The organism is Pseudomonas sp. S1(2024) (genome assembly GCF_046557535.1).
The window spans coordinates 22224-42863 of sequence record NZ_JBKGFP010000063.1; the positions used below are offsets into that span (position 1 = coordinate 22224).

Below are 20640 nucleotides of genomic sequence, written 5' to 3' on the forward strand. Positions count from 1 at the left end.
CAGCTAACGACCCGCCCTGCCGGACGCGCCGAGCACAGCCTTGCGCTGGCATTTCATCAGGACCTTACGGCCAGTTTCGACAAAGGGCGTGACGATCAGGCTATAGACCGTCAGGTAACGCTGGTGGTCCTGCTCACCGGTGCCGAAGCGGATGTTTTCGGGCGTTGATGTAGTGACATAGAGCGTGCCGAACATCCAGTCCCAGAGGGACAGGTTGGTGCCGAAGTTCCGGTTGAAATGGCGCGGGGCATCACTGTGATGGATCTGGTGCTGGGCCGGGCTGTTCAACACATGTTCCAGCTGAGGGCCGAACGACAGCCAGACATGGCTATGCCGCAGGTTGGCCGCCAGGCTGTTGAAGATGAACACCAGGTAGGTCACGCCGAACAGGGTGTAGCGGCTGACTTCACCGCCGCAAAGGTACCAGAAGCATCCGGCGTAGAAGCCGATGCCAATGCCGGTGCTCAGTTTCTCGACGATCTTTTCCACGAAATGCACCCGGCTCGCTGTCGCCGGCACCAGCACGGGCGCCGAATGATGGACCTTGTGAAAGGCCCAGAGCCAGCGGGAGTGAAAGGCCCGGTGCGCCCAGTAATGGATGAAGTCCTTCAGCAGGAACACCCCCAACCCGTAGAGCAGGGACAGTGCAAGGTTCTCGCCCAGGCGCGGGCGCGCGCCCCAGAGGTTGCTGAAAAAGGCCAGGTAATCGCCGGAGCGCAGGATGTAAGGGTCGACCAGATGGACGACGGGCAGCACCAGTGCAACCTTGAGGATGGCCCGCACGAAGTAGTAGCGGTAGTCCAGCAGCGCCGAGGGATGCAGATGTACCCGGGCGCCGCCGATGAATTGCCAGAACGACTGGGCGTCGCTCAGGCCGCGCCGCTTCCTGAAGCGGAACAGACCATAGGCTGCGCCATAGGAGATGCAAAGGAACAAGGCCCCGAAACGGCCGTTCAAATTGAAAATGCCGAGAAACTGGTCGGTAACGGGCGTGATCACCCAATCGGTCAGGTGCTCATAGGCAAGCGACAGGGCATCCACGAAACGTCAGCCTCGGCAAAAGGGACGCAATTGTAAATCAGATTGATTTACTCGAGTGGCTTTCTGCATGAAGTGGTGCTTCAAGCACCGGGTAATCGCTTGCCCCCGCCCGCAAAAACACAACACACCGATTGACAACTGCAGGAGGAAGGACAACTATCCGGCCGCCTTTATGCGAAGCTTTATCATTATCAATGCGCTTCTCATCATTGCGCCCGCATAGTCCATCGAAAGGAGCCAATGGATGTCCGCCTGTTTTTCTCCCCCCGCCTTCAGCATTCGCCAAGCCGCACTGGTAGCAAGCCTTTCTGGCTCGCTGCTGGCCAGTGCCAATGCCTGGGCCGTGCCTGTCAGCTACAGCATCCCGGCGGGGCCGCTGGGGGCCGCAATCAATCATTTCGCCTTGGCAAGCGGGGTGACTGTCAGCGTCAGCAACGAAGAAATCGCTGGCCTGCGCAGTGAGGGACTGCAGGGCAGTTACGAGCTAGAGCAAGGCCTCGCGCAACTGCTGCAAGGCAGTGGCCTGCAGGTGCTGCAAACGGGAGACAAGCACTACATGCTGGCCCGTCCGAGCCAGGATGGCACGATGGAACTTGCTGCAACGACGGTCTCCAGCGTAGGGCTGGGTGCTACCACCGAGGGCACCGGCAGCTACACCACAGGTTCGGCCAATACGGCAACCGGGCTGCGCCTCTCGGCACGCGAGACACCACAGTCGATCAGCGTGGTGACCCGCCAGCAGATCGAAGACCAGAACCTGAACGATGTTGCCCAGGTACTGGAACAGACCCCAGGCGTGGTCGTCGACAGCATGGGGCCGGCCGGCAGCGACGCCAATCATATCTACGTACGTGGTTTCGAGGTCGGCACCATCCAGGTCGACGGCCTCAACCGACCTGACAGCTTTGGCTTTCGCGACGACCTTGCCGACATGGTGTCGTATGACCGGGTCGAGGTGGTACGCGGGGCCACGGGGCTGATGTCCGGCACTGGTGACCCCGGTGCGACCGTCAACCTGATCCGCAAGAAGCCGACCTTTGAAACGCAACGCAAGCTGACCCTGAAAGCAGGCTCGTGGGACACCTACCGCACCGAGCTGGACGTGTCTGGCAAGCTGTCGGAAAGCGGCAATGTACGCGGGCGCCTCGTGGCCTCGAACACCGACAGCCAGAGCTACGTCGACCGCCAGTCCCTGGAACGGCAGGTGGGCTATGGGGTGCTGGAATGGGACATCACCGACAGCACGATGCTAACCGTGGGGGCGGAGTATCAGGAAATGGACAACGACGGCGCCGGTAACCACGGCTTCCCGATGTTCAACTCCGATGGCAGTCACTTCAGCCCTTCCCGCTCGTTCAACTCGGCCTCGGACTGGAGCTACCACAAGCGTCGCACCAAGACCCTGTTCACCACCCTGGATCACGACCTGGCCAACGGCTGGCACCTGAAATTCAACGCAGAGCACAGTCGCCGAAGCTATGACGACGTATTTGCCACCGCCGCCAGCGGCACCGTCAAACCTGATGGCAGCGGCATCCAGACCTGGACTGGCCGTTGGGCAGGCGAACCTCGGCAGACCTCGTTCGACCTGTCGGCTACGGGCCCGTTCGAAGTGCTGTCGCGCGAGCACCAGGCGTACGTCGGGCTCAGCCACTACCGGGCCTACTACCGCAACGACGGCTACCATCTGTGGACCTGGCAGGACATCGACAACATCCATGACTGGGATGGCTCGTTACCAATACCTGATGCCATCCATAACAAGACGACCGAAAATGCGCTGGACGAAACCCAGGACGGCCTGGTGGCCTCGGTGCGCTGGAGCCTGGCCGATGACCTGTCGCTGATTACCGGCGCGCGGGTGATCGACTGGCGACGTGACGAAACCGAGGAGCAGTTGGCGAGCGGTGAAACCAAACACACCTCGCGCAGCGAAACCGGGGTCGTCACCCCTTACATCGGGCTGGTTTACGACATCAATGACAACTGGTCGGCCTATGCCAGCTACACCACCATCTTCAACCCGCAAGACAAACAGACTGCATTGGGCAGCTACATCGACCCGTTGGAGGGCGTGAACTACGAGCTGGGCCTGAAGAGCGAGTTCTGGAACAAGCGCCTGACTGCTGCACTCAGCGTGTTCGAAGTGCACCAGGACAACCTGGCCGTGGCGGACGGCGACGCCCAGGCGCCAGACGGCAACCAGGCCTACCGGGCCGAGTCCGGCACCAAGACCCGCGGTTTCGAAATGGAAATGGCGGGCGAGATCCTGCCTGACTGGCAAGTATCGGCCAGCTACACCTATGCCGTGAGCAAGAACTCGGATGGCGAGCGCCTGCTCACCGAGGTGCCCCGCGACACCCTCAAACTGTTCACCAGCTACCGCCTGCAGTCACTGCCGCAACTGAAAGTGGGCGGCGGTGTGCGCTGGCAAGGATCGGAGTACGAGAAAAACGCAGGCCCCAACAAGGAGACCTTCACCCAGGGTGCCTACAGCGTGGTCAACCTGATGGCGCAATATGCCTTCACGCCGCAAACCAGCGTCTCGCTGAACCTCGACAACGTGTTTGACAAGACCTACTACACGGCCATCGGCTCACGTGGCTGGTACGGCAGCCCACGTAGCGCCACGGCCACGTTGGTGTACGCGTTCTGACCCAGCCGGCGCTCGCTGCCGATGCCTGGCAGCGGCGCCGAACAAGTATCCATATTTGGCGCAGCCAGTAACAAATGCGCACAATATGTGTGTACAAATTTCCCATCTCCAGGCTCGCATCAGAGGTGACGGCGACCAATAAAGAGGATACAAAAGCCCGAGAACCGCCAAATCCAAGTGCTCGGCGGGTTGGTACGAATCTTGTTTGTATACAAAACCAAAAATAAAAGTACACAAGAGTTACGGAGTCCCGATGGCGTCAATTTCACGTTCCGGTGTCAGCCAGCTTGATGTTCCCCCTGCCGAAACGGCTGGGCCCACTCAGTTGGAGTTGAGCCCGCGCCTTTACAGTGCCGACCTTGCACCGACCCGCGCGGCAAATCGCACCTGGGGCCGCTACAGCCTGTTTGCACTGTGGACCAACGATGTGCACAACATCGCCAACTATTCCTTCGCCATCGGCCTCTTCGCCCTGGGCATGAGCGGCGCCCAGATCCTCGCAGCCTTCGCGCTCGGCGCACTGGTGATCTACGGCCTCATGAACCTGTCCGGCTACATGGGGCAGAAGACCGGCCTGCCCTACCCCGTCATGTGCCGGATCAGCTTCGGCATCCATGGTGCGCAGATCCCGGCATTGATCCGCGCGGTAATCGCCATCGCCTGGTTCGGCATCCAGACCTACCTCGCCTCGGTAGTGCTGCGCGTGCTGCTCACCGCCATCGCTCCCGAGCTCAAGCCCTACGACCAGAACTCGATCCTCGGTCTGTCGACCTTGGGCTGGATCACCTTCCTCGGCATCTGGTGCGTGCAGGTGGCGATCTTCGCCTATGGCATGGAGATGGTGCGCCGCTACGAATCCTTCGCCGGGCCGATCATCCTGGTCGCCTTCGCAGGCCTGGCGGGCTGGATGTACTGGCGCAGCGGCCTGTCGATTTCCTGGTCCAGCGGCAACGCGCCGACCGGCTCCACGATGTGGCTGAAGGTGCTGGGTGCCGCCGCGCTGTGGGTCTCGCTGTACGGCACCATGATCCTCAACTTCTGCGACTTTACCCGCAACTGCCCGGACCGGCGTACCATCAGCGTGGGCAACTTCTGGGGCCTGCCGGTGAACATGCTCGGTTTCGCACTGATCGCCGTGGTGCTCGCCGGTGCGCAGTTCAGCATCGACGGCAAACTGGTGCAGGGCCCGACCGAGATCGTTGCAGCCATCCCTAACACCGCCGGCCTGGTGCTGGCCTGCCTGGCCTTCCTGATCGTCACCGTGGCGGTGAACATCATGGCCAACTTCGTCGCCCCGGCCTACGTACTCACCAACCTGGCCCCGAACCTGCTGAACTTCCGCCGCGCCGGATTGCTCAGTGCCGGTATCGCCGTGCTGATCCTGCCCTGGCACCTGTACAACAGCCCGTCCGTGATCGTGTATTTCCTCGGCGGCCTGGGCGCCCTGCTCGGCCCACTGTACGGGATCATCGTCACCGACTATTACCTGGTACGCCGCAGCCGGGTGAACCTGCCGGAGCTGTATAGCGAAAGCAGCGAGGCCGCCTATCACTATCGTGGCGGGGTCAACCTGCGCGCCGTAGCGGCCTTCATCCCGGCGTCGCTGATCGCCATCGTGCTGGCGCTGGTGCCGGCGTTCGATACGCTGTCGCAGTTCTCCTGGTTCTTCGGCGCGGGCCTGGGCGGGCTGATCCACTATGCCCTCGCCAACCGCAGCGCAAGGTACCTTGAGGTTTCCGGCGAAAGCATCGCAGTGGATAGCACGCACCACTGACCGGGGCTGCCAGCGCGCCCTGATCACGGCCAGCGCGGGCCCCTGTAGGAGCGGCCAGCTGAGATGCCCGCTCGCTCGGAAGAACCATCCGATCTGTTTCCAGACGCATGCCCTGCTCTCTTGGTAAACTAGCCGCCTGCCCTGGCAATCACCGATCTCCTGCCGCCGACTTTTGCTACGTCGCGCCCTCGGTTTGCTACAAACACCCTCGAAATTGCTGAATTTGGTACAAGACACGTTGAACGATATGACCACAAACCCAGGCTCTAACCCAGCAACCACACGCCCTGAGCCTTCCCGTCGCTTCAGCGTTGCACCGATGATGGATTGGGCATACGTTCGCAAATACCCTTTAAATACGTGACTCCCAAAGCCTTCCAAAATCATTTGTACCAAATTTGTACCAACTACCAATGATGATTTCAGCCTTCGTACGACTGATTTGGCTTAATAGCTGATCAGTCAGTTCCTACGCTAGTCTCGGATGTCGAGAGAGGTAATGAATCATAGCGTCGGTCATCCGGTGAATCTGCTCACTCGAATTCGCCCCCCAAGCAGACACCTCATCTAGGTTGAAACGTCCCCCAGTCTCAGCCTGCAACAGGATTCCAGTGCGGCTAAGGTAGGCATAGCGCTTAAGCAAAACAAAGGCGTCGGCAATGGTCAGATCGTCGAGACGAGTTTGGTCAATCCCTCTTAAGTCTTCCAACGCCATCTCCAGCACGGTGACGTGATACTTCAGCATTACCTCCGCGGTTGCGCCTTTCAAAATGTGCTGCGCTGCAGAGTCGATCGCTGCATCCGCATTCACTGCAACTCCAAATGCTTTCTGCATGTATTCATAGTTCTCGCGAGCTTTTTCGCGCCTTTGGTGGACACGCTCCCGCTGTGCGAGGAACACGGCAACTAGGATTGCCCCGATACCTCCGAAGGCCTGCGCCCAAGCTGGCGCATCTCTGAGAATTCCAGCGTAGTCCAGCACGACTAACGCGCCTCCGCCAAGAGCACCGAGCGCGAGGAACCCCCAGATCACCCATGCGGTGCCCACCCTCATTCCATCCGACATGCTTGACCTCATTCGAAAACTAAATTTCAAATGCGAAGCTTGGCAAGATTCGATCGACAGATCCAGCGACAAGGCGAGCAGCCCCCCCATTGTGCTGGAGTAGGAATGGAAAAAGGCGCCCAAGTCCCAATCAACAGGGACTTGGGCGCCGTTAATCTGAGTATCAGTGGCTGGGTGGGCATGATTTGGCATGGACTGGCGTACGGCTTGCCCCAAGGTTTCCATCCCTGAGGACACCGAGCTAGCCACTGATCGAGATTCAGGGGGCGGAGGTCTGCCCGGGCTATAATGCTTGAGCTGGCAAAAGGAGTTTGTCTATGAAACGCGACCGCGCAATGGAAGAACTACGTGCCCTGGTACTGGCAAATAACCCTCACCTCACATCAGCCGAGCTCGAAAAACTTACTGATCTTCAGGTTCTGGAACGGGTCAGGAACTCGTTCATAGTGGATGACCCAGGCAGATCAAGTAATGAATGGGAGGTAGACATGTCGATTGCGCTGGAAGAAAGCGCGCAAGACCTGAAATATCATGGCTTGGCACCTTTTTAGCATAGCTAATACACAGAAAATTTCACGGACTGTGAAGCCGAATCCGCACCTACTTCGGCCTGGCTCTGAACAGAGGTGTGTGCCAGCCGAGCTGATCGTCAGGCCGCGCCGGGCATGCAATAGCGATAGCTTGTTTTCGCATAAGGTGCCCTAGAAATCGCCGTTCATTTACCCTAACATCCAAAAAAGCGTATTTCGGGATTAGTTTCAAGCTTGACACCTTCCTCCATAGGGGGATCCCAGCACCCGATTCGGCACTAAAAACCTGCATCCAGATCGCAGCCAAACACATGAAATGGAGTTCCAAAAATGAACTTTAATCCTAACCTGCTACTTTCCGCAATGGCAGATGAACTAGCAGAGATCGATAGCACCATAGGAAAACTACAACAACTCAGCTTTCACTTAAGCCTAGAAAACAACTATTACAACGAAGAAAATGAAATGACAGAGTCCGAGCTCAAGTGGCGACTTGAGAGAACCTACATCGGACTATCCCTACTAATGGAGCACCTCTCTCTAAATAACTTGCTCTCGAAATTCCAAGCTGGATTTACCATATTTGAAGGAAAGCTTGAGGAAGTTGCAGTCGCCCCTTACCTTGGCGACTTCTATAGCCAAGCGCAAATTTATCTCAGACAATACCTACACGCCCTCTCAGCCCTTCTAGGTGAAAACCTGCTAAACCAAGATTTAGTACAAAAGAAATCAACTCTCGAAGGAATACTACTTAATACCCCCAAAATAATATTTGACAGAGGCATAGAGCCACAGAACGAGGCCCAAGTAAGAAAAAGCGTGTATGACCTTTTAATTCACGTATTTCCTGACACCGTACGAGAAACCTCAATAATCCAAAACACCAAGACCTACAAACCAGACATAGGTGTTAAGTCACTATCAACCGCCATCGAATACAAGTTCGCCGACTCATCTGACGAAGTTAAAACAGCTGTTGGTGGCTTATATGAGGACATGCGCGGATATTCTGGAAGCAAAGACTGGACTCAGTTTTACGCTGTAATATACATGACAGAACACTTCTTCACACAACAACAAATCATGGCCGAATTCAAACACACTTCCGCAGACGAAAACTGGAAACCTCTACTTGTTATCGGGAAGGGTTCTAGAACCAAGCGCAGCGCCAGTTAAAGATAATAATTTAAGCCCCTCGCCCATGCCATAACCGCTGTATGGACGCCAACCATTAACGTCAAATAGGGGAAACATGAAGCGAACCACTCTATTAATCATATCTTTATTCATCGCGTTATTTACAGAGCTATTGAAATGGGGGCTAGGCAAATTTTTAGATTTAAACATCACATCAGAAAACACTTACGAAGTTATCATTAGAGCTAACGAGGCGCTGACGCACATCACTGGTAAATTTGCAGCAGGCTTTATATTAGGAGCCCTGATATTTTCCACATGGGATTGGCCATATGTGAAAAAATATTTAGTCAAAAGACAGCTAAAAAAAGATCACCTAAGTGACATTGCGCTGGCCAAAGAATGCGAGAACATTGCTGAGGAACTCAGCGCTCGGGACGCTAAGTTTCAAACCACACAAAACGAGATTAGGGCAAATAGTAGCACTGCTCGACTTGAAGATACATTTAGCCGCTGCAGACTTGTAGCAACTAGAGACATGGAAAAAATTCAAATTGAACTTGGCCAGAAGGTACGAAATACAATTGCGTCACTATCAGAAAAAGGGATGGCAATCGACGACGAAGCAAAATACATAACCGAATGGAACCTTAAGGAACTATCATATTTATTTACAGAACTTTCCAATGCCTTAATCAAACAAAATTACCAAAATAGAACTTTTAAACTTAGCAAGGCAAAGGACTGAAATCTCATTTGCACGTCGAGGGTATGGGTTAATTTTTGTACTCTGACATCGGCACACGCATTGGTATGAATGTGTAAGTAAAATAAGATTTCATCTCAAAATTCATGCTAGTGCCGAGGCCCACACGGATGCCCTAGAGCTTGCAGATTGAAGTCAGCGATCGTTTGGAAGAGCGAATCTGCCAAGACACGGAGACGCTCGACCTCCTCTTCCGAGCAGCCTGATGCTTGTGCCTCATGATACCGCCGCATTGCATCAACAGCCTGCAGCATCAAAGGGTCGTCAGGCAAGATCATATCGGAAAGTTCCGTTGCCATTTCATGAACCCTGCTGCGGCGTGAAAGCCCACATTATAGACCATTGATCCGTAAAGACCTGAACCCGACCAAAATCCATTATAGGTCGCAGCAGGACTGAGTAAACGGCTGTTCTGCCGTTACCTGATGGCTCTTTTCAACCTCCCCAAGATCTGCCCTAAATTTGCTCTGAGACTTATCGACTCTGGTGCAAGCTCACGGATGAAAAAACCTCGACACTGCTGCCCACCTGAGCTGTTACTCCTGAACCAGCTCGCTATTAGGGAAAATCTGAAATTCCCCGTATTTGCGAAACGGCCGCGCTGTAACCCGCATGGTTGCTGGGGTGTATATTTCAAGGACTGGTTTTTTAGACCATCCTTAGGGCCGCGCTGGAAGAGTTCTCCCTTGGGGGTCCGCCATCGCGGATCAGTCATCACCCAGGAAAACGTAACTGCCGCACTAACGACCCTCGACATCCATGCTGAATCTCATCCGAGATAAAACAGTTACAATCCTGAACGCAGATACAGCGAGGAGTAGCTGTTGAGGTTCGGCGGTGACGGAGACTCTGCGTTCGCGCTATACTTGAAGAGGTCGCCTTAGGCAAAAATCATTAAAACATTCACCACCTCCACTCAACTCATGTAACGGAACCCTTCATGCTAAAAAACTTAGTAACCACACACTTATCAAGCAGCGTAATGATCGCCACACCGGGAACCCCAAGCTTTATTTTTTTGTGCTCCGGCTTCATCTGCAGCAACAAAGGCTATATTTTGACCTGCGCGCACGCACTAGATCTTACGAAGGAAATTTACATCGCAACTCCGCCAGACCCGAATTCTTTCCCTCACCTGCAAGGCCTTAAATTCCACTTTGTCAAAGCCACTATCGCTCAGTTTGACCCACTAAATGACGTAGCACTCTTAAAAGTGGAAGAATCTAACTTCAAAATTACCGGCCCCAAACCTTCTATTGCATTTGGGGACGAACGTGAAGCGGCAATTGGTACGACTGTTGGCTATTTCGGCTTTCCTTTCGCGGCTCGTGGACTTATCTTGCTCAAATCATCTCAGAGCATCGTAAGCGCAAAGGTCACAAATGAAAGGAATGCAAGAAGTTTAGTTTTAGACTCCGCTGTCAACGATGGAAATAGCGGAGGACCTCTTATCGACGCCACCACGAATAAGGTTATTGGAATTATTTCAGGCCGATACTCACCATCCGGAACGCAACCGGTAGCCCTCATTGGAGGTATAGCACTGGGGCAAGACAGTAATATTTCTTTTGCAACTGGCATTAGCTATGGTATTGACCTAATGAAAGCCGAAGGTATTTATGAATAACATTGATGCAGCCAGCATTACTACAGCGATTGAGGAGCTTGCACCTCATCATCTGCGATCTTTTCTAAAGTCCGCTCTTGAAAAAGATGATTATGACTTTGACGCCGCAGGAATGATGCTTACTGGGGAAATAAGCCCTCAAAGAGCAGTAGTTCAAACATCCATCATCAAACGTGAGGATAGTCTGTGGCTTTCGGTTGTAGACGAGGTGTATGATTTCTTCTGCACATCGTCGAGCAAGTACAAACCTGAAAGAGCCGAAGCGGGCTCAAACGCTAAAAGTATTATAGCTGTGATCGCTGCCTCTCTAGCCGCGAAATTTCATATCGCCATAGGTGTTGCCACTGGATTTGTAACATTAGCTATAATTGCGGTATTCAAAATAACCAAAAATGCTTGGTGCACTTTGCAGCGCAGCAAAAAAACAACAATTAACTCTCCAGCAGACAAAGCATAATATACTGAGTGGACATTTTCCTAGATGTCCACTCAACTAGTATTTTTGACTCCAAGCTGCCGCATCACCTCAGAACAAGCCACCTAGCGAAGTAGGTTGCCAGTTCATGATCACCAATTCGCCTGTGACCTCCGCCTTGCACTGGCGCTGGTTCGTGTTGCTATAGCGGATATCCAGGCACTCGAAGTGGAAACCGTCGAATACCCGTCGGATGTCTGGGTGATCGTTGATGCTGACCATTACCCTGCCCTTGCAACGGCGCATGAAGTGAGCCATTCGCTCGTACTCCTCGAATGGGAAATCTACGCCATACCCGACAGTCTGCCAGTATGGCGGGTCCATGTAGAAGAACGTATGTGGTCGATCGTAGCGCTCGGCACAGTCGAGCCAAGACAGATTCTCGACGTAGGTGCCTGCGAGACGCTGCCATGCAGCAGACAGATTCTCTTCGATGCGCAACAGGTTGATGGCCGGCCCGGTAGTCGCGGTACCGAACGTCTGCCCAGTTACCTTCCCACCGAACGCATGCTGCTGCAGGTAGAAGAACCGAGCTGCACGCTGAATATCGGTAAGAGTTTCAGGGCGCGTCATCTTCTGCCACTCGAAGATCTGCCGGGAGCTGAGCGCCCACTTGAACTGGCGCACGAACTCTTCCAGGTGGTTCTGCACAACGCGGTAGAGGGTGACTAGGTCACCGTTGAGATCGTTCAATACCTCCACCGGGGCTGGCTGAGGGCGCATGAAGAACAGCGCAGCACCGCCGGCGAAGACTTCGACGTAGCATTCATGAGGGGGAAAGAGAGGGATCAAGCGGTCGGCCAGGCGGCGTTTGCCACCCATCCAGGGGATAATTGGAGAGGTCATAGGTATGCAAGTCTTTACTGTATGAATAAACAGGTGTTAGGCTCGCCGCGCTTTGTGCACAAGGCAGAGGCTACGGCTGGACTTGCAGGAAGGGTCTGCGGGTTCGGTGGGCCGGGCTGGATGTTGACGCATCCTCCCGGCTCGCCTCTTTACTACTTGGTGACTTCGCGGACGTAGGCCTGGCAGGCCTGTAGTGCGATCAGCCCTCGGTCACCGGTGTCGGTGATGCCGATAATTCGTTGAGCATGTGCTGGGTCAAGTCGGGCGCGAACGGTTGCATGAACCACGCCTCCGGTGCCGGCGGCTTCTCGCACCCCACCGTCACAACCCGGGGCGGCAAAGGCTTCGGCATCGACAAGGACTGACAGCCGCAAGTCAGCAGTAGCCAGCCTGTCACGCAAGCGATCTTGAATCTGTTTTGCATCGTTCATCTCCTTCCAGTGTGTTTTGCCCTGCTCCTGCAGGCGATCCTCCAGGTCTTTTCGCTGAGCTTTCTGCTCTGCCAGCTGCTCCAAGGCGGCAACTGCAGCCTCCTCACGTTCCCGACCATGAACCCGATCTCTGTCCGCCAACTGCTGGACATAACCGGCGGCCAACTCAGCCAGCTGTTTTCCGTATTCGCTGGCCTGCCACACCCAGGCCCCACGCCCGCCGGCATAGAGCCCGACCGCAGCGGCCAGAAGCGCGATACGCCAATTCAGCGGCATTACTGCAGTACCTCAAGCGCACGCTTGTAGAGCGCCTGGCGATCTTTCAACCCATTGAGGCCACCATTGATACGGCGGGTGATCAGCTCGAACACCGAGTCATCGGCCCGCAGCACCTTGTCCGCGAGGCTATTGAGTCCTGCCCGCTGCCAGTACCAGCCGGCCGATAGCGACGCATAGACGGGCTGCTCAAGAAGGTCAGGCGTGTTGAGCAAGCGGCTGTCACCGAACAGCGCTTCGCTGCAGGCCTCATAGTTGTCGCGGCCGGTGACCTGAATAAGCCCACGGCCACGGTACCGCTGACCATCACCGTCAGCCGCCGGGGTGTTGCCGAGGCGTTCCGCCAGGCGCCCGGTGTCGTACTTGGCCAGATAAGCATCGTTACCGAGCTCGCGCACATACTGCAGCTGCCCTGACTCATGGCCGACTTGCGCGAGGAACGCAGCCATACGCCGAGGGGTAATGATCGAGTACTTGCCCATGGTTGCGTTGAGGCCGGGAGCAAAAACGCCGGCTTTGCGGCCGGCGTTAGGGAGGATTTGTTGCAACTGTTGAACTGAGATAGCCATTGGTCTCTCCAGTGGTGGCCGTATACGGCCATGTGGGTTAGAGCTGCTCAACCTTGAGCGGCTTGTCGTCTTTCTTTTTCTTGCCCGAGGCCTTGGCCTTGCCCTTCTTCCCGCCGTTGCACTCCACGGTCGTGGTCCACCCGTTGGCCGTGAACACTTGCTCCACGCTTTCCACCAGGTACTCGCCATCGAGCCCAACCTTGAAGCCCTGGGCATTCACCGAGCACTCCGCGAACAGGTCGTGCCGGCCCGCCATTTCCAAGCGCACACTGGCGGTGCTGCGGTTGAACGCGGCCAGCCGCGCCTTGGCGGCCTGCCTGGCAGCAGTTTCGTTGGGGTAGATATGCCGGTCGGTGTGAACTGGGGGCAGGCCATCCGGCGATTCGTCGTTGTCGAGCTGGACCACCTTCAAAGCGCCGGACTTCTGATCCTGATGCTGGGTTTTCACTGCTTTCTGCGTGCTGCGGTCGCTCAGCCGGAACTGATAGCGGGACACGTCCGTCTTGTTGACGGTGATGACCTGCAGTGACTTGCCCGAAGTACTCTTCCCACCCTGCCGGGGCATCACCAGCAGCTTGCCCTGGGCAACCTTGGCAGTGCTGTCGTACTGCCGCGCCAGGCGCGTGACGAAGTTGAAGTCCGACTCGTTGCGCTGATCGATCCGCTCGACCTTCGTCGTGACCGGGCAAACCACCTCCCAGCCATTGCGCTTGGCGATTTCAGTGACGATCTCGGACAGCGGCACATTCTCCCAACTGCCGCTACGAATGGTCTTACCGCTGCCGCGCATGTCGCTGGCCTTGCCGCGAATGGTCAGCTCATCAGGTGGGCCGGATAACTGCACTTCGTCGACCGTGTATCGGATCCGACAGACGTTTCAAGGAGCTGATCAACAAAGGTCGGATTGATCTTCAACTGAGCAAAATCGACACCTCGAAGAAAGCACAGCACGTGATCTACCTCCACAACCTTGCCGCTTATCTCGACCGACAGGCCGAACGTTCAACCCAGTCAGCTTGACCAGGCGGCCCCGGCCATCAGGGGCATACGGCCCCCGCCGACTCTCACATCAACGGCGGAGGGCTCTTTCGGAGCACAGCACATGCAATCGCATCAACAAGTTCTTGCCATGGGCATTCTCTTGCTGGCCACCCTAGCCATCCTGCCTTTCCTGTTCGCGAAAGCCCGCCAACGCGCCTTCAACCGCGGCCTGGACGCCGGCAAACAGCGCCTGAAAGCCGATCTGAAATTGCAGATCAAAGGCCTTCAAGACGACCTGGACGAAGCCCGGGCCCAGACCGAAGCGGACCAGCGCAAGCATCACCTGGCTATCGCACACCTCAAAAGCAGCATCCGCGAACTCGAAGCCCGGATCATGTCCTACACCGGGCTTGCAGTGACCAGGGCGGACTACGAGCTGCTCATCAGCGCCATAGAAACCCTGAACCTGACCGAGCGGACGCTTACGGCAATGAAGGCAACTCAGCAGGCATCACGAGCCGGTCTGCAAGCTACAGGACTGAGCGACTTGGCTAAACGCATACACGCTCAACTGCGTGAAACGCCGGCCAGCGCCGCAAATGCAGGGGCTGCAGCATGACAACCGCCCAGCAGATCAACGTGTCAGGCACTCAGCAGCAGACACTCCCCTTCCAGCGCGAACTATATGTGGACCTATTCGCTGGGGCGGGCGGAGCAAGCAGCGGCGGCGCCCGGGCCTATCGCGACCCTGATGTGGCCATCAACCACAACCCCATCGCCATCGCCGTGCACCGGGCCAACCACCGCAAGACCCGGCACTACATCAGCGACATCTACGAGGTCGATCCACTGGAGGCCACCGGCGGCCAACCGGTTGGCATCCTGTGGGCCTCCCCAGACTGCCGGCACTTCTCCAAGGCCAAAGGTGGCGCGCCACGCAGCAAAAGCGTTCGCTCCCTTCCATGGGTCGTTGTCCGCTGGGTATTCGCGACACGCCCGCGCCTGTTCCTCATGGAAAACGTCGAGGAATTCCAGGCCTGGGGGCCGCTGGACGATGCTGGTAAACCGCTCAAGACCGAGATGGGTCGGACCTTCAAGGCATTCATATCCTGCCTTACCACCGGCCTGCCTGCAGACCACCCCGATATGGAAGAAATCATGGACTGCATCGGCCAGTGGGTTCCCATGGAAGCTCTGGTGCGTGGCCTGGGTTGCAATGTGCAATGGAAAGAACGCCGTGCGTCCAACGCTGGGTCACCGACCATCCGCAAGCGCCTGTTCCTTATCGCTCGCACCGATGGCCGTCCCATTGTGTGGACCAAACCCAAGCGACACGAGAACCCCCAGGCCGATCAGCTGCCATGGCGAACCGCGGCGGAGTGCATCGACTTCTCCGACCTGGGCAAAAGCATTCTCGAACGCAAGCGCCCGCTGGTGGACAACACCTGCCGCCGGGTCGCGAAGGGATTCTGGCGGCACACCGTGCTGGCCGAGCAACCGTTTGTCATCCCCTTAAACGATCAGCAGCTGGCTGCCGCCAGCCTCACCGAGTTCGCCAACGCGAGCAACCAGCGAACCTTCAGCATTGCAGAGCCTTTGCGCACCCAGGTTGCCCAAGTGAAGGGTGGCCACTTCGCCATGGCAGCAGCACACCTCACGCATTTGACCCACCATGGCGAGCGCTCGGGCTATCCCGTTACAGAGGCAGTTCGAACCATTACCGGAGCAAACCGGGGCGAACAGGCAATGGCCACTGCCGCCATGGTGACACTGCGCAAGGGCTGCACCGGCAGCAGCCTTTTGCAGCCCGTCAACGCCCTGACCACAGGCAGCGGGCACCACGCTTTGGCCGCATGTCACTTTGAGCAGGCTAACGGCGGGTTCTACAACGGTGACGGGCGGGCTGCAAAGGCACCACTGAGCACCATTCTCGGACGAGGCACTAATCAGCGGCTGGCCACCGCCTACCTTGTGAAGTACTACGGCACGGGCGGGCAGTGGCAAGGTGTGGAAGAGCCTATGCACACGCTGCCAACGAGAGAGCGCATGGCGCTGGTCACCATCGTGCAGGTGCCAGCCGCCATCCTGCCGCCGAAACTGATGGAACGGGCCCGGAAATGCGCCCACTTCCTGCACAAGTACCTGCCTGAACACTTCCCCAGGCCAGTGGATGTGGTGCTGCTCGGCGAGTATGCTCTGGTGGACTTCACCCTGCGCATGCTCAAGGCACCGGAGCTGAAGCTGGCACAAGGGTTCAGCCCTGACTACATCCTCGATCGCGGACTCTTTGAGAACCCTCACACGGGCCAGCTGGAGTGGCGCGCCATCAACAACACCGACCAGATCCGACTGATCGGCAACAGTGTTTGCCCAGACGAGGCGGAGGATCTGATCGCCGCCAACGCCAAGGATCTGATCGATCTGTACCAGCGGGAGGCCGCATGAGCCAACACGACCATCCCGCACCCGACGTGAAATTCAACGCAGCCGCGTGGCTCGGCCAGGCCGGGCTGTATCGCACTCGGTTTGACGCCGTGCGCAACTTCGAGCAGTCCGTCACGCCGGTTTCCGCTGACGAACTATTCGAGCTTGCTAGCAAACAGGTGATCAGCCAGATCAACGAGGGCCGGAACCGTGCCTAACCCAACACGAATCTGGCAACTGATCAGCCTTGTGCTCGCCATCACGCTGGTTGCCGCCCTAGTCGAGCTGTATCGCAGCAGCACCGCCCGCCGCCCAGCGGCAGGTCCATTACCGACCGTCGACATTAGCCAGAACTTCGAGCGCCTGGCCCTAAGCCCGAATGCACGCCGCGCCCATGAGAGGTATTCGTTGTGACCACCACACAGACCTACACCCCGACTACCCGGACGCCGAAAGGCATGCAACCCATGCAGCGCCCCGCCATGTCGTTCATCTGCGACATCTGCGGCAAGGCTCGCGTGAAGGGCAATCACGACCAGTGCTCCAAGGCCCGCCAGGCAGCTGGCTTCATCATCACGCGAGGTCGCAAGTCATGAGCATCGATCCACGAGACCTGTTCGTTAGCCTCAACCCCCTCGGCCTGTCCCAGCTCGAGCTGGAAAAGGACAGCTCCGGCTTCGTCGACGACCGCACCCACAACGACTACCTGGTGTTCCTGGCTGGCTACAAAGCAGGCACGGTGGATGGCGAGGAACGCGAGTGCCAGCGCCACCACCCAATAAACGCCGAGGGCTTCCAGCCCGAGATCAGCACCCTGCTTTCCGGCATGCCCTTTACCGGTGCGGCGGGCGTACACAACCTGAATCAGGCGGAGGGCAGCAAGCCCGACCTCAACATTACTCTTCCGAAAGGTGAGCGCGAGAGCTACTCCGCCGCCCGGGAAGTCCTGACCGAGAGGATTCGTCAGATCATGGTTGAGGGCTATACAGCGGAACAAGATGACCAGTACACAACAGGACAGCTAGCTGATGCGGCCAGCGTCTACGCCGCCTGGGCTCGCACTTGGAACCTACCGTATGCCCAATGCACGCATATCCCAGCACTATGGCCATGGGCTCCAGAAACGTGGAAGCCCCAATCTCAGCGGCAAATGCTCATCAAATCGGGAGCATTGATCCTGGCTGAATTGGAGCCCTTGATCGACAGCAGGCCCAGGAGGTTGCGCATGGCTAACCAAACTCCCCCACGGATCCGCCCAACAATGGCCTCGCACAGTCTCGACCTGCCCGCCATCTGCGATGTCTACGGCAAAGGTAGGTCGACCAGACGACACTCGAAATGCAGTCGGATCCGCCAACTGCGCGAGGGCGATAAATGGGCAGCCTACATGGCCAATGTGGCCGCCAAACGAGCACTGGGGAGAAGTGCATGAACACCGCTTTTGTTCTGATGGCGCAATACAACGGCAAAGCCATCATCTCAATAGAGCAGATTTGCTCCGACTATTTCACGCACCTGACACCGGATATGTTTCAACGGAAGGTACTGGCCGGACAAATCCAGCTTCCAATAACCAGGCTCGAAGCTAGTCAGAAAAGCGCCAGGGGCATACATATCGCTGATCTGGCCCTGTACCTCGACCGTCAGAGAGAAGCTGCGCGCCTCGAATGCGCGCAGCTGAACAAACCTCTACGCGCAAGCTAACTAGCCTACCCGGGCGCCGAGCTTCACCGGCGCCTGGATAATCTGGTCCAACCACTTCCAACCCTTATACCCGTCTCCTCGACCGCGCAAATGGGTATAACGCCGCATCGAGTTCCAATCGCGATGGCCGGATACACTCGAAACTCTGGGTATATCCCAATCCATCTCAAACAGCCGGCTCACACCTTCGTGGCGCAGATCGTGAAAGTGCAAGTCCTCGATACCTTTCATCTTGCACGCTTTAGCCCAAGCAGTACCGACCGAGTCAGTGTTGTAGGGGAATATCTCCGGACACTCCCTCGGCATGCTCTGCACAATCTGCCATGCCTCATCAGGTAAATGACACCAGACATCATTACCTAGCTTCTGACCGGGGTTTTTCATATCCCGCACTTTTACTGCTTTTCGGTGCTCATCCAGATCGTCCCAGAGAATTCGGGTGATTTCGTCCATTCGTCTTGTCGAAAAGATCGCGAACGCCACCACCTTGGGCATGTGGATGACTGACGGCCTGCGCTGCAGCGTCTCGAAGAAGTGCTCCATCACTTTGTCGAGCTCATCCAATGTAGGCCTGCGATCTCGCTCGCGACTCCTCATGTTGTAACCGAACTTTTTCAGGACCAAACGAGCATCAGGCATTGCTAACGGATTGATCTCGTACCCCCAAGCCGCCCTGGCCAAGGACAACACCGAACCCAGGTGAGCCAAATCATTGCCGGCAGTCTGAGGCTTTACGGAGCCACCCTCTGGCCCCATGCGCCAAAGCGCATAATCCACCAGGACCTGCTGGCTGATATCGGAGTCGATCTTCTCCCCCAAGTAACTTTTCTTGATGGCATTGAGAGTCAGTCGCTTGGTTTCACCGAGAGGCCGGGCTTTCTCCGCCTCGATCAGGTAGCGCTCGATCATCTCCTTGACCGTGTGCCCCTTGCGGCTGGCCCTCTCAATCGCACCAGGTACCGCCAATTCGGTCTCTCGTCGCTTCGCCCAGGCTTGAGCAGCCTGCTTGCGGGCGAATGTCTGGGCTTCTTGGTAAACTATGACACCCTTTTTCTTGAGGCGGATCTGGACGGTGTAGCTGACCGTCCCATCGGCCTTTTTCCTTGCTCTGATCGTTGCCATGATTTTCGGTGGTACAAGCGTGATTGGCGGTGGTACATCGTACCACTGTCACACCAAAAACGCCCAAAAACCCCCAAAAACGGCACAAAAATGCGTAGACCAGAATGCCCCTAGAATCAGCTTCAAAGCCACAAACCACGCGCCCTGAGCCCTCTCGCCGCTTCAGCGTTGCACCGATGATGGACTGGACAGACCGCCACTGCCGCTTCTTCCTGCGCCTGCTTTCCAAAAACACCCTGCTGTACACCGAAATGGTCACCACCGGTGCCCTGCTGCACAACGACGCCCACCGTTTCCTGCGCCACGACGTCTCCGAGCACCCGCTGGCCCTGCAACTGGGCGGCAGTGTGCCGGCCGACCTGGCCGACTGCGCCCGCCTGGCCGAGGAGGCTGGCTACGATGAGGTCAACCTCAACGTCGGCTGCCCGAGTGACCGGGTGCAGAACAACATGATCGGCGCCTGCCTGATGGCCCACCCGGCGCTGGTGGCCGATTGCGTGAAAGCCATGCGCGATGCGGTGTCTACCCCGGTGACGGTCAAGCACCGCATCGGCATCAATGGCCGCGACAGCTACGCCGAGCTGTGCGACTTCGTCGGCCAGGTGCGCGAGGCAGGTTGCCGGAGCTTTACCGTGCATGCGCGCATCGCGATCCTGGAAGGTTTGTCGCCGAAGGAGAACCGTGAGATTCCGCCGCTGCGCTATGACGTGGCGGCGCAGTTGAAGGCGGACTTCCCGGACCTGGAGATCGTGCTCAACGGCGGGATAAAGACCCTGGCCGAGTGCCAGGCACACCTTGAAACCTTCGATGGGGTGATGCTGGGACGTGAGGCGTACCACAACCCTTACCTGCTGGCCGAGGTGGACCAGCAGCTGTTCGGCAGCGAGGCGGTAGTGGTCAGCCGCAGCGAGGCGCTGGCGCAGTTGCGTCCTTATATCGTCGCGCACATGGAAAGTGGTGGCGCGATGCACCACGTTACCCGGCATATCCTGGGGCTGGCCCAAGGGTTCAAGGGGGCGCGGCGCTTCCGCCAGCTGCTGTCGGCGGATATTCACAAGGCGGCGGAGCCGCTGGCGGTGTTCGACCAGGCGGTGGAGCTGTTGCAGGGGCGGTAACCTGACAAGCGCCGCAGTATCTGTGGGAGCGGGGGGGGCCGAGGAAAAAAGAAAAAAAAAGGGCAAAACCAAAAATGGAGTCCTCGCCGGCAAAGCCCCC

The 20640-nt window shown here is 57.1% G+C and carries 21 protein-coding genes and 1 pseudogene; 15 read left to right on the forward strand and 7 right to left on the reverse strand.

Annotated features, from left to right (window positions below; translation table 11 throughout):
- Positions 1 to 3: 3 nt before the first annotated feature.
- On the reverse strand, positions 4 to 1041 hold the full coding sequence (locus ACLCGK_RS17430; protein WP_410952543.1) for a sterol desaturase family protein: 1038 nt from the start codon (positions 1039 to 1041) through the stop codon (positions 4 to 6).
- A 244-nt stretch (positions 1042 to 1285) separates the two neighbouring features.
- Here ACLCGK_RS17430 and ACLCGK_RS17435 point away from each other — a divergent pair, with 244 nt between their 5' ends.
- Both ACLCGK_RS17435 and ACLCGK_RS17440 read left to right on the forward strand, forming a co-directional pair.
- Positions 1286 to 3697, forward strand: a complete 2412-nt coding sequence (locus ACLCGK_RS17435) for a TonB-dependent siderophore receptor (RefSeq protein WP_410952544.1) — start codon at positions 1286 to 1288, stop codon at positions 3695 to 3697.
- 253 nt (positions 3698 to 3950) lie between these two features.
- Complete coding sequence (locus tag ACLCGK_RS17440; protein WP_410952545.1) at positions 3951 to 5471, forward strand: NCS1 family nucleobase:cation symporter-1; 1521 nt, start codon at positions 3951 to 3953, stop codon at positions 5469 to 5471.
- 469 nt (positions 5472 to 5940) lie between these two features.
- Here the strand turns inward: ACLCGK_RS17440 and ACLCGK_RS17445 are convergent, their stop codons facing one another.
- On the reverse strand, positions 5941 to 6762 hold the full coding sequence (locus ACLCGK_RS17445) for a hypothetical protein (protein ID WP_410952546.1): 822 nt from the start codon (positions 6760 to 6762) through the stop codon (positions 5941 to 5943).
- Positions 6763 to 6854: 92 nt separating this feature from the next.
- On the opposite strand from ACLCGK_RS17445, the gene ACLCGK_RS17450 reads away from it, so the two are divergent.
- The 5 genes from ACLCGK_RS17450 to ACLCGK_RS17470 all read left to right on the forward strand — a co-directional run bounded on the left by ACLCGK_RS17450 (position 6855) and on the right by ACLCGK_RS17470 (position 11054).
- Complete coding sequence (locus ACLCGK_RS17450; protein WP_410952547.1) at positions 6855 to 7088, forward strand: hypothetical protein; 234 nt, start codon at positions 6855 to 6857, stop codon at positions 7086 to 7088.
- A 309-nt stretch (positions 7089 to 7397) separates the two neighbouring features.
- The gene (locus tag ACLCGK_RS17455) at positions 7398 to 8243 is read left to right on the forward strand and encodes a hypothetical protein (RefSeq protein ID WP_410952548.1); all 846 of its coding nucleotides are present in this window, start codon (positions 7398 to 7400) and stop codon (positions 8241 to 8243) included.
- Between the two features lie 76 nt (positions 8244 to 8319).
- Positions 8320 to 8952 carry a hypothetical protein gene (locus tag ACLCGK_RS17460; protein ID WP_410952549.1) on the forward strand — a complete coding sequence of 211 codons (633 nt, stop codon included), beginning with the start codon at positions 8320 to 8322 and terminating at the stop codon, positions 8950 to 8952.
- 958 nt (positions 8953 to 9910) lie between these two features.
- Positions 9911 to 10597, forward strand: a complete 687-nt coding sequence (locus tag ACLCGK_RS17465; protein WP_410952550.1) for a S1C family serine protease — start codon at positions 9911 to 9913, stop codon at positions 10595 to 10597.
- Complete coding sequence (locus tag ACLCGK_RS17470) at positions 10590 to 11054, forward strand: hypothetical protein (RefSeq protein ID WP_410952551.1); 465 nt, start codon at positions 10590 to 10592, stop codon at positions 11052 to 11054. The genes ACLCGK_RS17465 and ACLCGK_RS17470 overlap by 8 nt, the downstream gene beginning before the upstream one ends.
- Before the next feature lie 69 nt (positions 11055 to 11123).
- Here ACLCGK_RS17470 and ACLCGK_RS17475 read toward each other — a convergent pair whose 3' ends face one another.
- From ACLCGK_RS17475 to ACLCGK_RS17490, 4 genes and pseudogenes are all read right to left on the reverse strand, one after another.
- Positions 11124 to 11918, reverse strand: coding sequence for a DNA adenine methylase (locus ACLCGK_RS17475; protein WP_410952552.1), 795 nt, complete (start codon positions 11916 to 11918; stop codon positions 11124 to 11126).
- Positions 11919 to 12070: 152 nt separating this feature from the next.
- On the reverse strand, positions 12071 to 12625 hold the full coding sequence (locus ACLCGK_RS17480) for a lysis system i-spanin subunit Rz (protein WP_410952553.1): 555 nt from the start codon (positions 12623 to 12625) through the stop codon (positions 12071 to 12073).
- Positions 12625 to 13194: a glycoside hydrolase family 19 protein gene (locus ACLCGK_RS17485; RefSeq protein WP_410952554.1), complete on the reverse strand. Its 570-nt coding sequence runs from the start codon at positions 13192 to 13194 to the stop codon at positions 12625 to 12627. Before ACLCGK_RS17485 ends, ACLCGK_RS17480 begins: the two co-directional genes overlap by 1 nt.
- 37 nt (positions 13195 to 13231) lie before the next feature.
- Positions 13232 to 14053, reverse strand: a pseudogene (locus ACLCGK_RS17490) (phage late control D family protein); the annotation flags it as partial.
- Between ACLCGK_RS17490 and ACLCGK_RS17495 the strand changes: the two are divergent.
- The 7 genes from ACLCGK_RS17495 (at position 14020) to ACLCGK_RS17525 (ending at position 18303) form a co-directional block, all read left to right on the forward strand.
- Positions 14020 to 14214, forward strand: coding sequence for a pyocin activator PrtN family protein (locus tag ACLCGK_RS17495; RefSeq protein ID WP_410952555.1), 195 nt, complete (start codon positions 14020 to 14022; stop codon positions 14212 to 14214). The pseudogene ACLCGK_RS17490 and the gene ACLCGK_RS17495 overlap by 34 nt on opposite strands.
- A gap of 82 nt (positions 14215 to 14296) precedes the next feature.
- A complete protein-coding gene (locus ACLCGK_RS17500; RefSeq protein ID WP_125920099.1) occupies positions 14297 to 14794 on the forward strand; it encodes a hypothetical protein in 498 nt (165 codons plus the stop codon).
- Positions 14791 to 16620, forward strand: coding sequence for a DNA cytosine methyltransferase (locus ACLCGK_RS17505; RefSeq protein ID WP_410952556.1), 1830 nt, complete (start codon positions 14791 to 14793; stop codon positions 16618 to 16620). Before ACLCGK_RS17500 ends, ACLCGK_RS17505 begins: the two co-directional genes overlap by 4 nt.
- Positions 16617 to 16817, forward strand: coding sequence for a hypothetical protein (locus ACLCGK_RS17510; RefSeq protein ID WP_125920101.1), 201 nt, complete (start codon positions 16617 to 16619; stop codon positions 16815 to 16817). Before ACLCGK_RS17505 ends, ACLCGK_RS17510 begins: the two co-directional genes overlap by 4 nt.
- Positions 16818 to 17009: 192 nt before the next feature.
- The gene (locus ACLCGK_RS17515) at positions 17010 to 17195 is read left to right on the forward strand and encodes a hypothetical protein (RefSeq protein ID WP_125920102.1); all 186 of its coding nucleotides are present in this window, start codon (positions 17010 to 17012) and stop codon (positions 17193 to 17195) included.
- The gene (locus tag ACLCGK_RS17520; protein WP_410952557.1) at positions 17192 to 18031 is read left to right on the forward strand and encodes a hypothetical protein; all 840 of its coding nucleotides are present in this window, start codon (positions 17192 to 17194) and stop codon (positions 18029 to 18031) included. Before ACLCGK_RS17515 ends, ACLCGK_RS17520 begins: the two co-directional genes overlap by 4 nt.
- Positions 18028 to 18303: a pyocin activator PrtN family protein gene (locus tag ACLCGK_RS17525; protein WP_410952558.1), complete on the forward strand. Its 276-nt coding sequence runs from the start codon at positions 18028 to 18030 to the stop codon at positions 18301 to 18303. Before ACLCGK_RS17520 ends, ACLCGK_RS17525 begins: the two co-directional genes overlap by 4 nt.
- Here the strand turns inward: ACLCGK_RS17525 and ACLCGK_RS17530 are convergent, their stop codons facing one another.
- Positions 18304 to 19425 (reverse strand): tyrosine-type recombinase/integrase, encoded by a 1122-nt coding sequence (locus ACLCGK_RS17530; RefSeq protein WP_279925273.1) that lies wholly within the window; start codon positions 19423 to 19425, stop codon positions 18304 to 18306.
- A gap of 104 nt (positions 19426 to 19529) precedes the next feature.
- Here ACLCGK_RS17530 and dusA point away from each other — a divergent pair, with 104 nt between their 5' ends.
- A complete protein-coding gene (gene dusA / locus ACLCGK_RS17535; RefSeq protein WP_410952559.1) occupies positions 19530 to 20540 on the forward strand; it encodes a tRNA dihydrouridine(20/20a) synthase DusA in 1011 nt (336 codons plus the stop codon).
- The last annotated feature ends 100 nt before the right edge of the window (positions 20541 to 20640 follow it).

Bases quoted from the DNA above. Each gene is read 5' to 3' on its own strand.
- ACLCGK_RS17435 (WP_410952544.1), top strand. From the start codon at position 1,286: ATGTCCGCCTGTTTTTCTCCCCCCGCCTTCAGCATTCGCCAAGCCGCA.
- ACLCGK_RS17440 (WP_410952545.1), top strand. From the start codon at position 3,951: ATGGCGTCAATTTCACGTTCCGGTGTCAGCCAGCTTGATGTTCCCCCT.
- ACLCGK_RS17445 (WP_410952546.1), bottom strand. From the start codon at position 6,762: ATGGAAACCTTGGGGCAAGCCGTACGCCAGTCCATGCCAAATCATGCC.
- ACLCGK_RS17450 (WP_410952547.1), top strand. From the start codon at position 6,855: ATGAAACGCGACCGCGCAATGGAAGAACTACGTGCCCTGGTACTGGCA.
- ACLCGK_RS17455 (WP_410952548.1), top strand. From the start codon at position 7,398: ATGAACTTTAATCCTAACCTGCTACTTTCCGCAATGGCAGATGAACTA.
- ACLCGK_RS17460 (WP_410952549.1), top strand. From the start codon at position 8,320: ATGAAGCGAACCACTCTATTAATCATATCTTTATTCATCGCGTTATTT.
- ACLCGK_RS17465 (WP_410952550.1), top strand. From the start codon at position 9,911: ATGCTAAAAAACTTAGTAACCACACACTTATCAAGCAGCGTAATGATC.
- ACLCGK_RS17470 (WP_410952551.1), top strand. From the start codon at position 10,590: ATGAATAACATTGATGCAGCCAGCATTACTACAGCGATTGAGGAGCTT.
- ACLCGK_RS17475 (WP_410952552.1), bottom strand. From the start codon at position 11,918: ATGACCTCTCCAATTATCCCCTGGATGGGTGGCAAACGCCGCCTGGCC.
- ACLCGK_RS17480 (WP_410952553.1), bottom strand. From the start codon at position 12,625: ATGCCGCTGAATTGGCGTATCGCGCTTCTGGCCGCTGCGGTCGGGCTC.
- ACLCGK_RS17485 (WP_410952554.1), bottom strand. From the start codon at position 13,194: ATGGCTATCTCAGTTCAACAGTTGCAACAAATCCTCCCTAACGCCGGC.
- ACLCGK_RS17500 (WP_125920099.1), top strand. From the start codon at position 14,297: ATGCAATCGCATCAACAAGTTCTTGCCATGGGCATTCTCTTGCTGGCC.
- ACLCGK_RS17505 (WP_410952556.1), top strand. From the start codon at position 14,791: ATGACAACCGCCCAGCAGATCAACGTGTCAGGCACTCAGCAGCAGACA.
- ACLCGK_RS17510 (WP_125920101.1), top strand. From the start codon at position 16,617: ATGAGCCAACACGACCATCCCGCACCCGACGTGAAATTCAACGCAGCC.
- ACLCGK_RS17520 (WP_410952557.1), top strand. From the start codon at position 17,192: ATGAGCATCGATCCACGAGACCTGTTCGTTAGCCTCAACCCCCTCGGC.
- ACLCGK_RS17525 (WP_410952558.1), top strand. From the start codon at position 18,028: ATGAACACCGCTTTTGTTCTGATGGCGCAATACAACGGCAAAGCCATC.
- ACLCGK_RS17530 (WP_279925273.1), bottom strand. From the start codon at position 19,425: ATGGCAACGATCAGAGCAAGGAAAAAGGCCGATGGGACGGTCAGCTAC.
- dusA (WP_410952559.1), top strand. From the start codon at position 19,530: ATGCCCCTAGAATCAGCTTCAAAGCCACAAACCACGCGCCCTGAGCCC.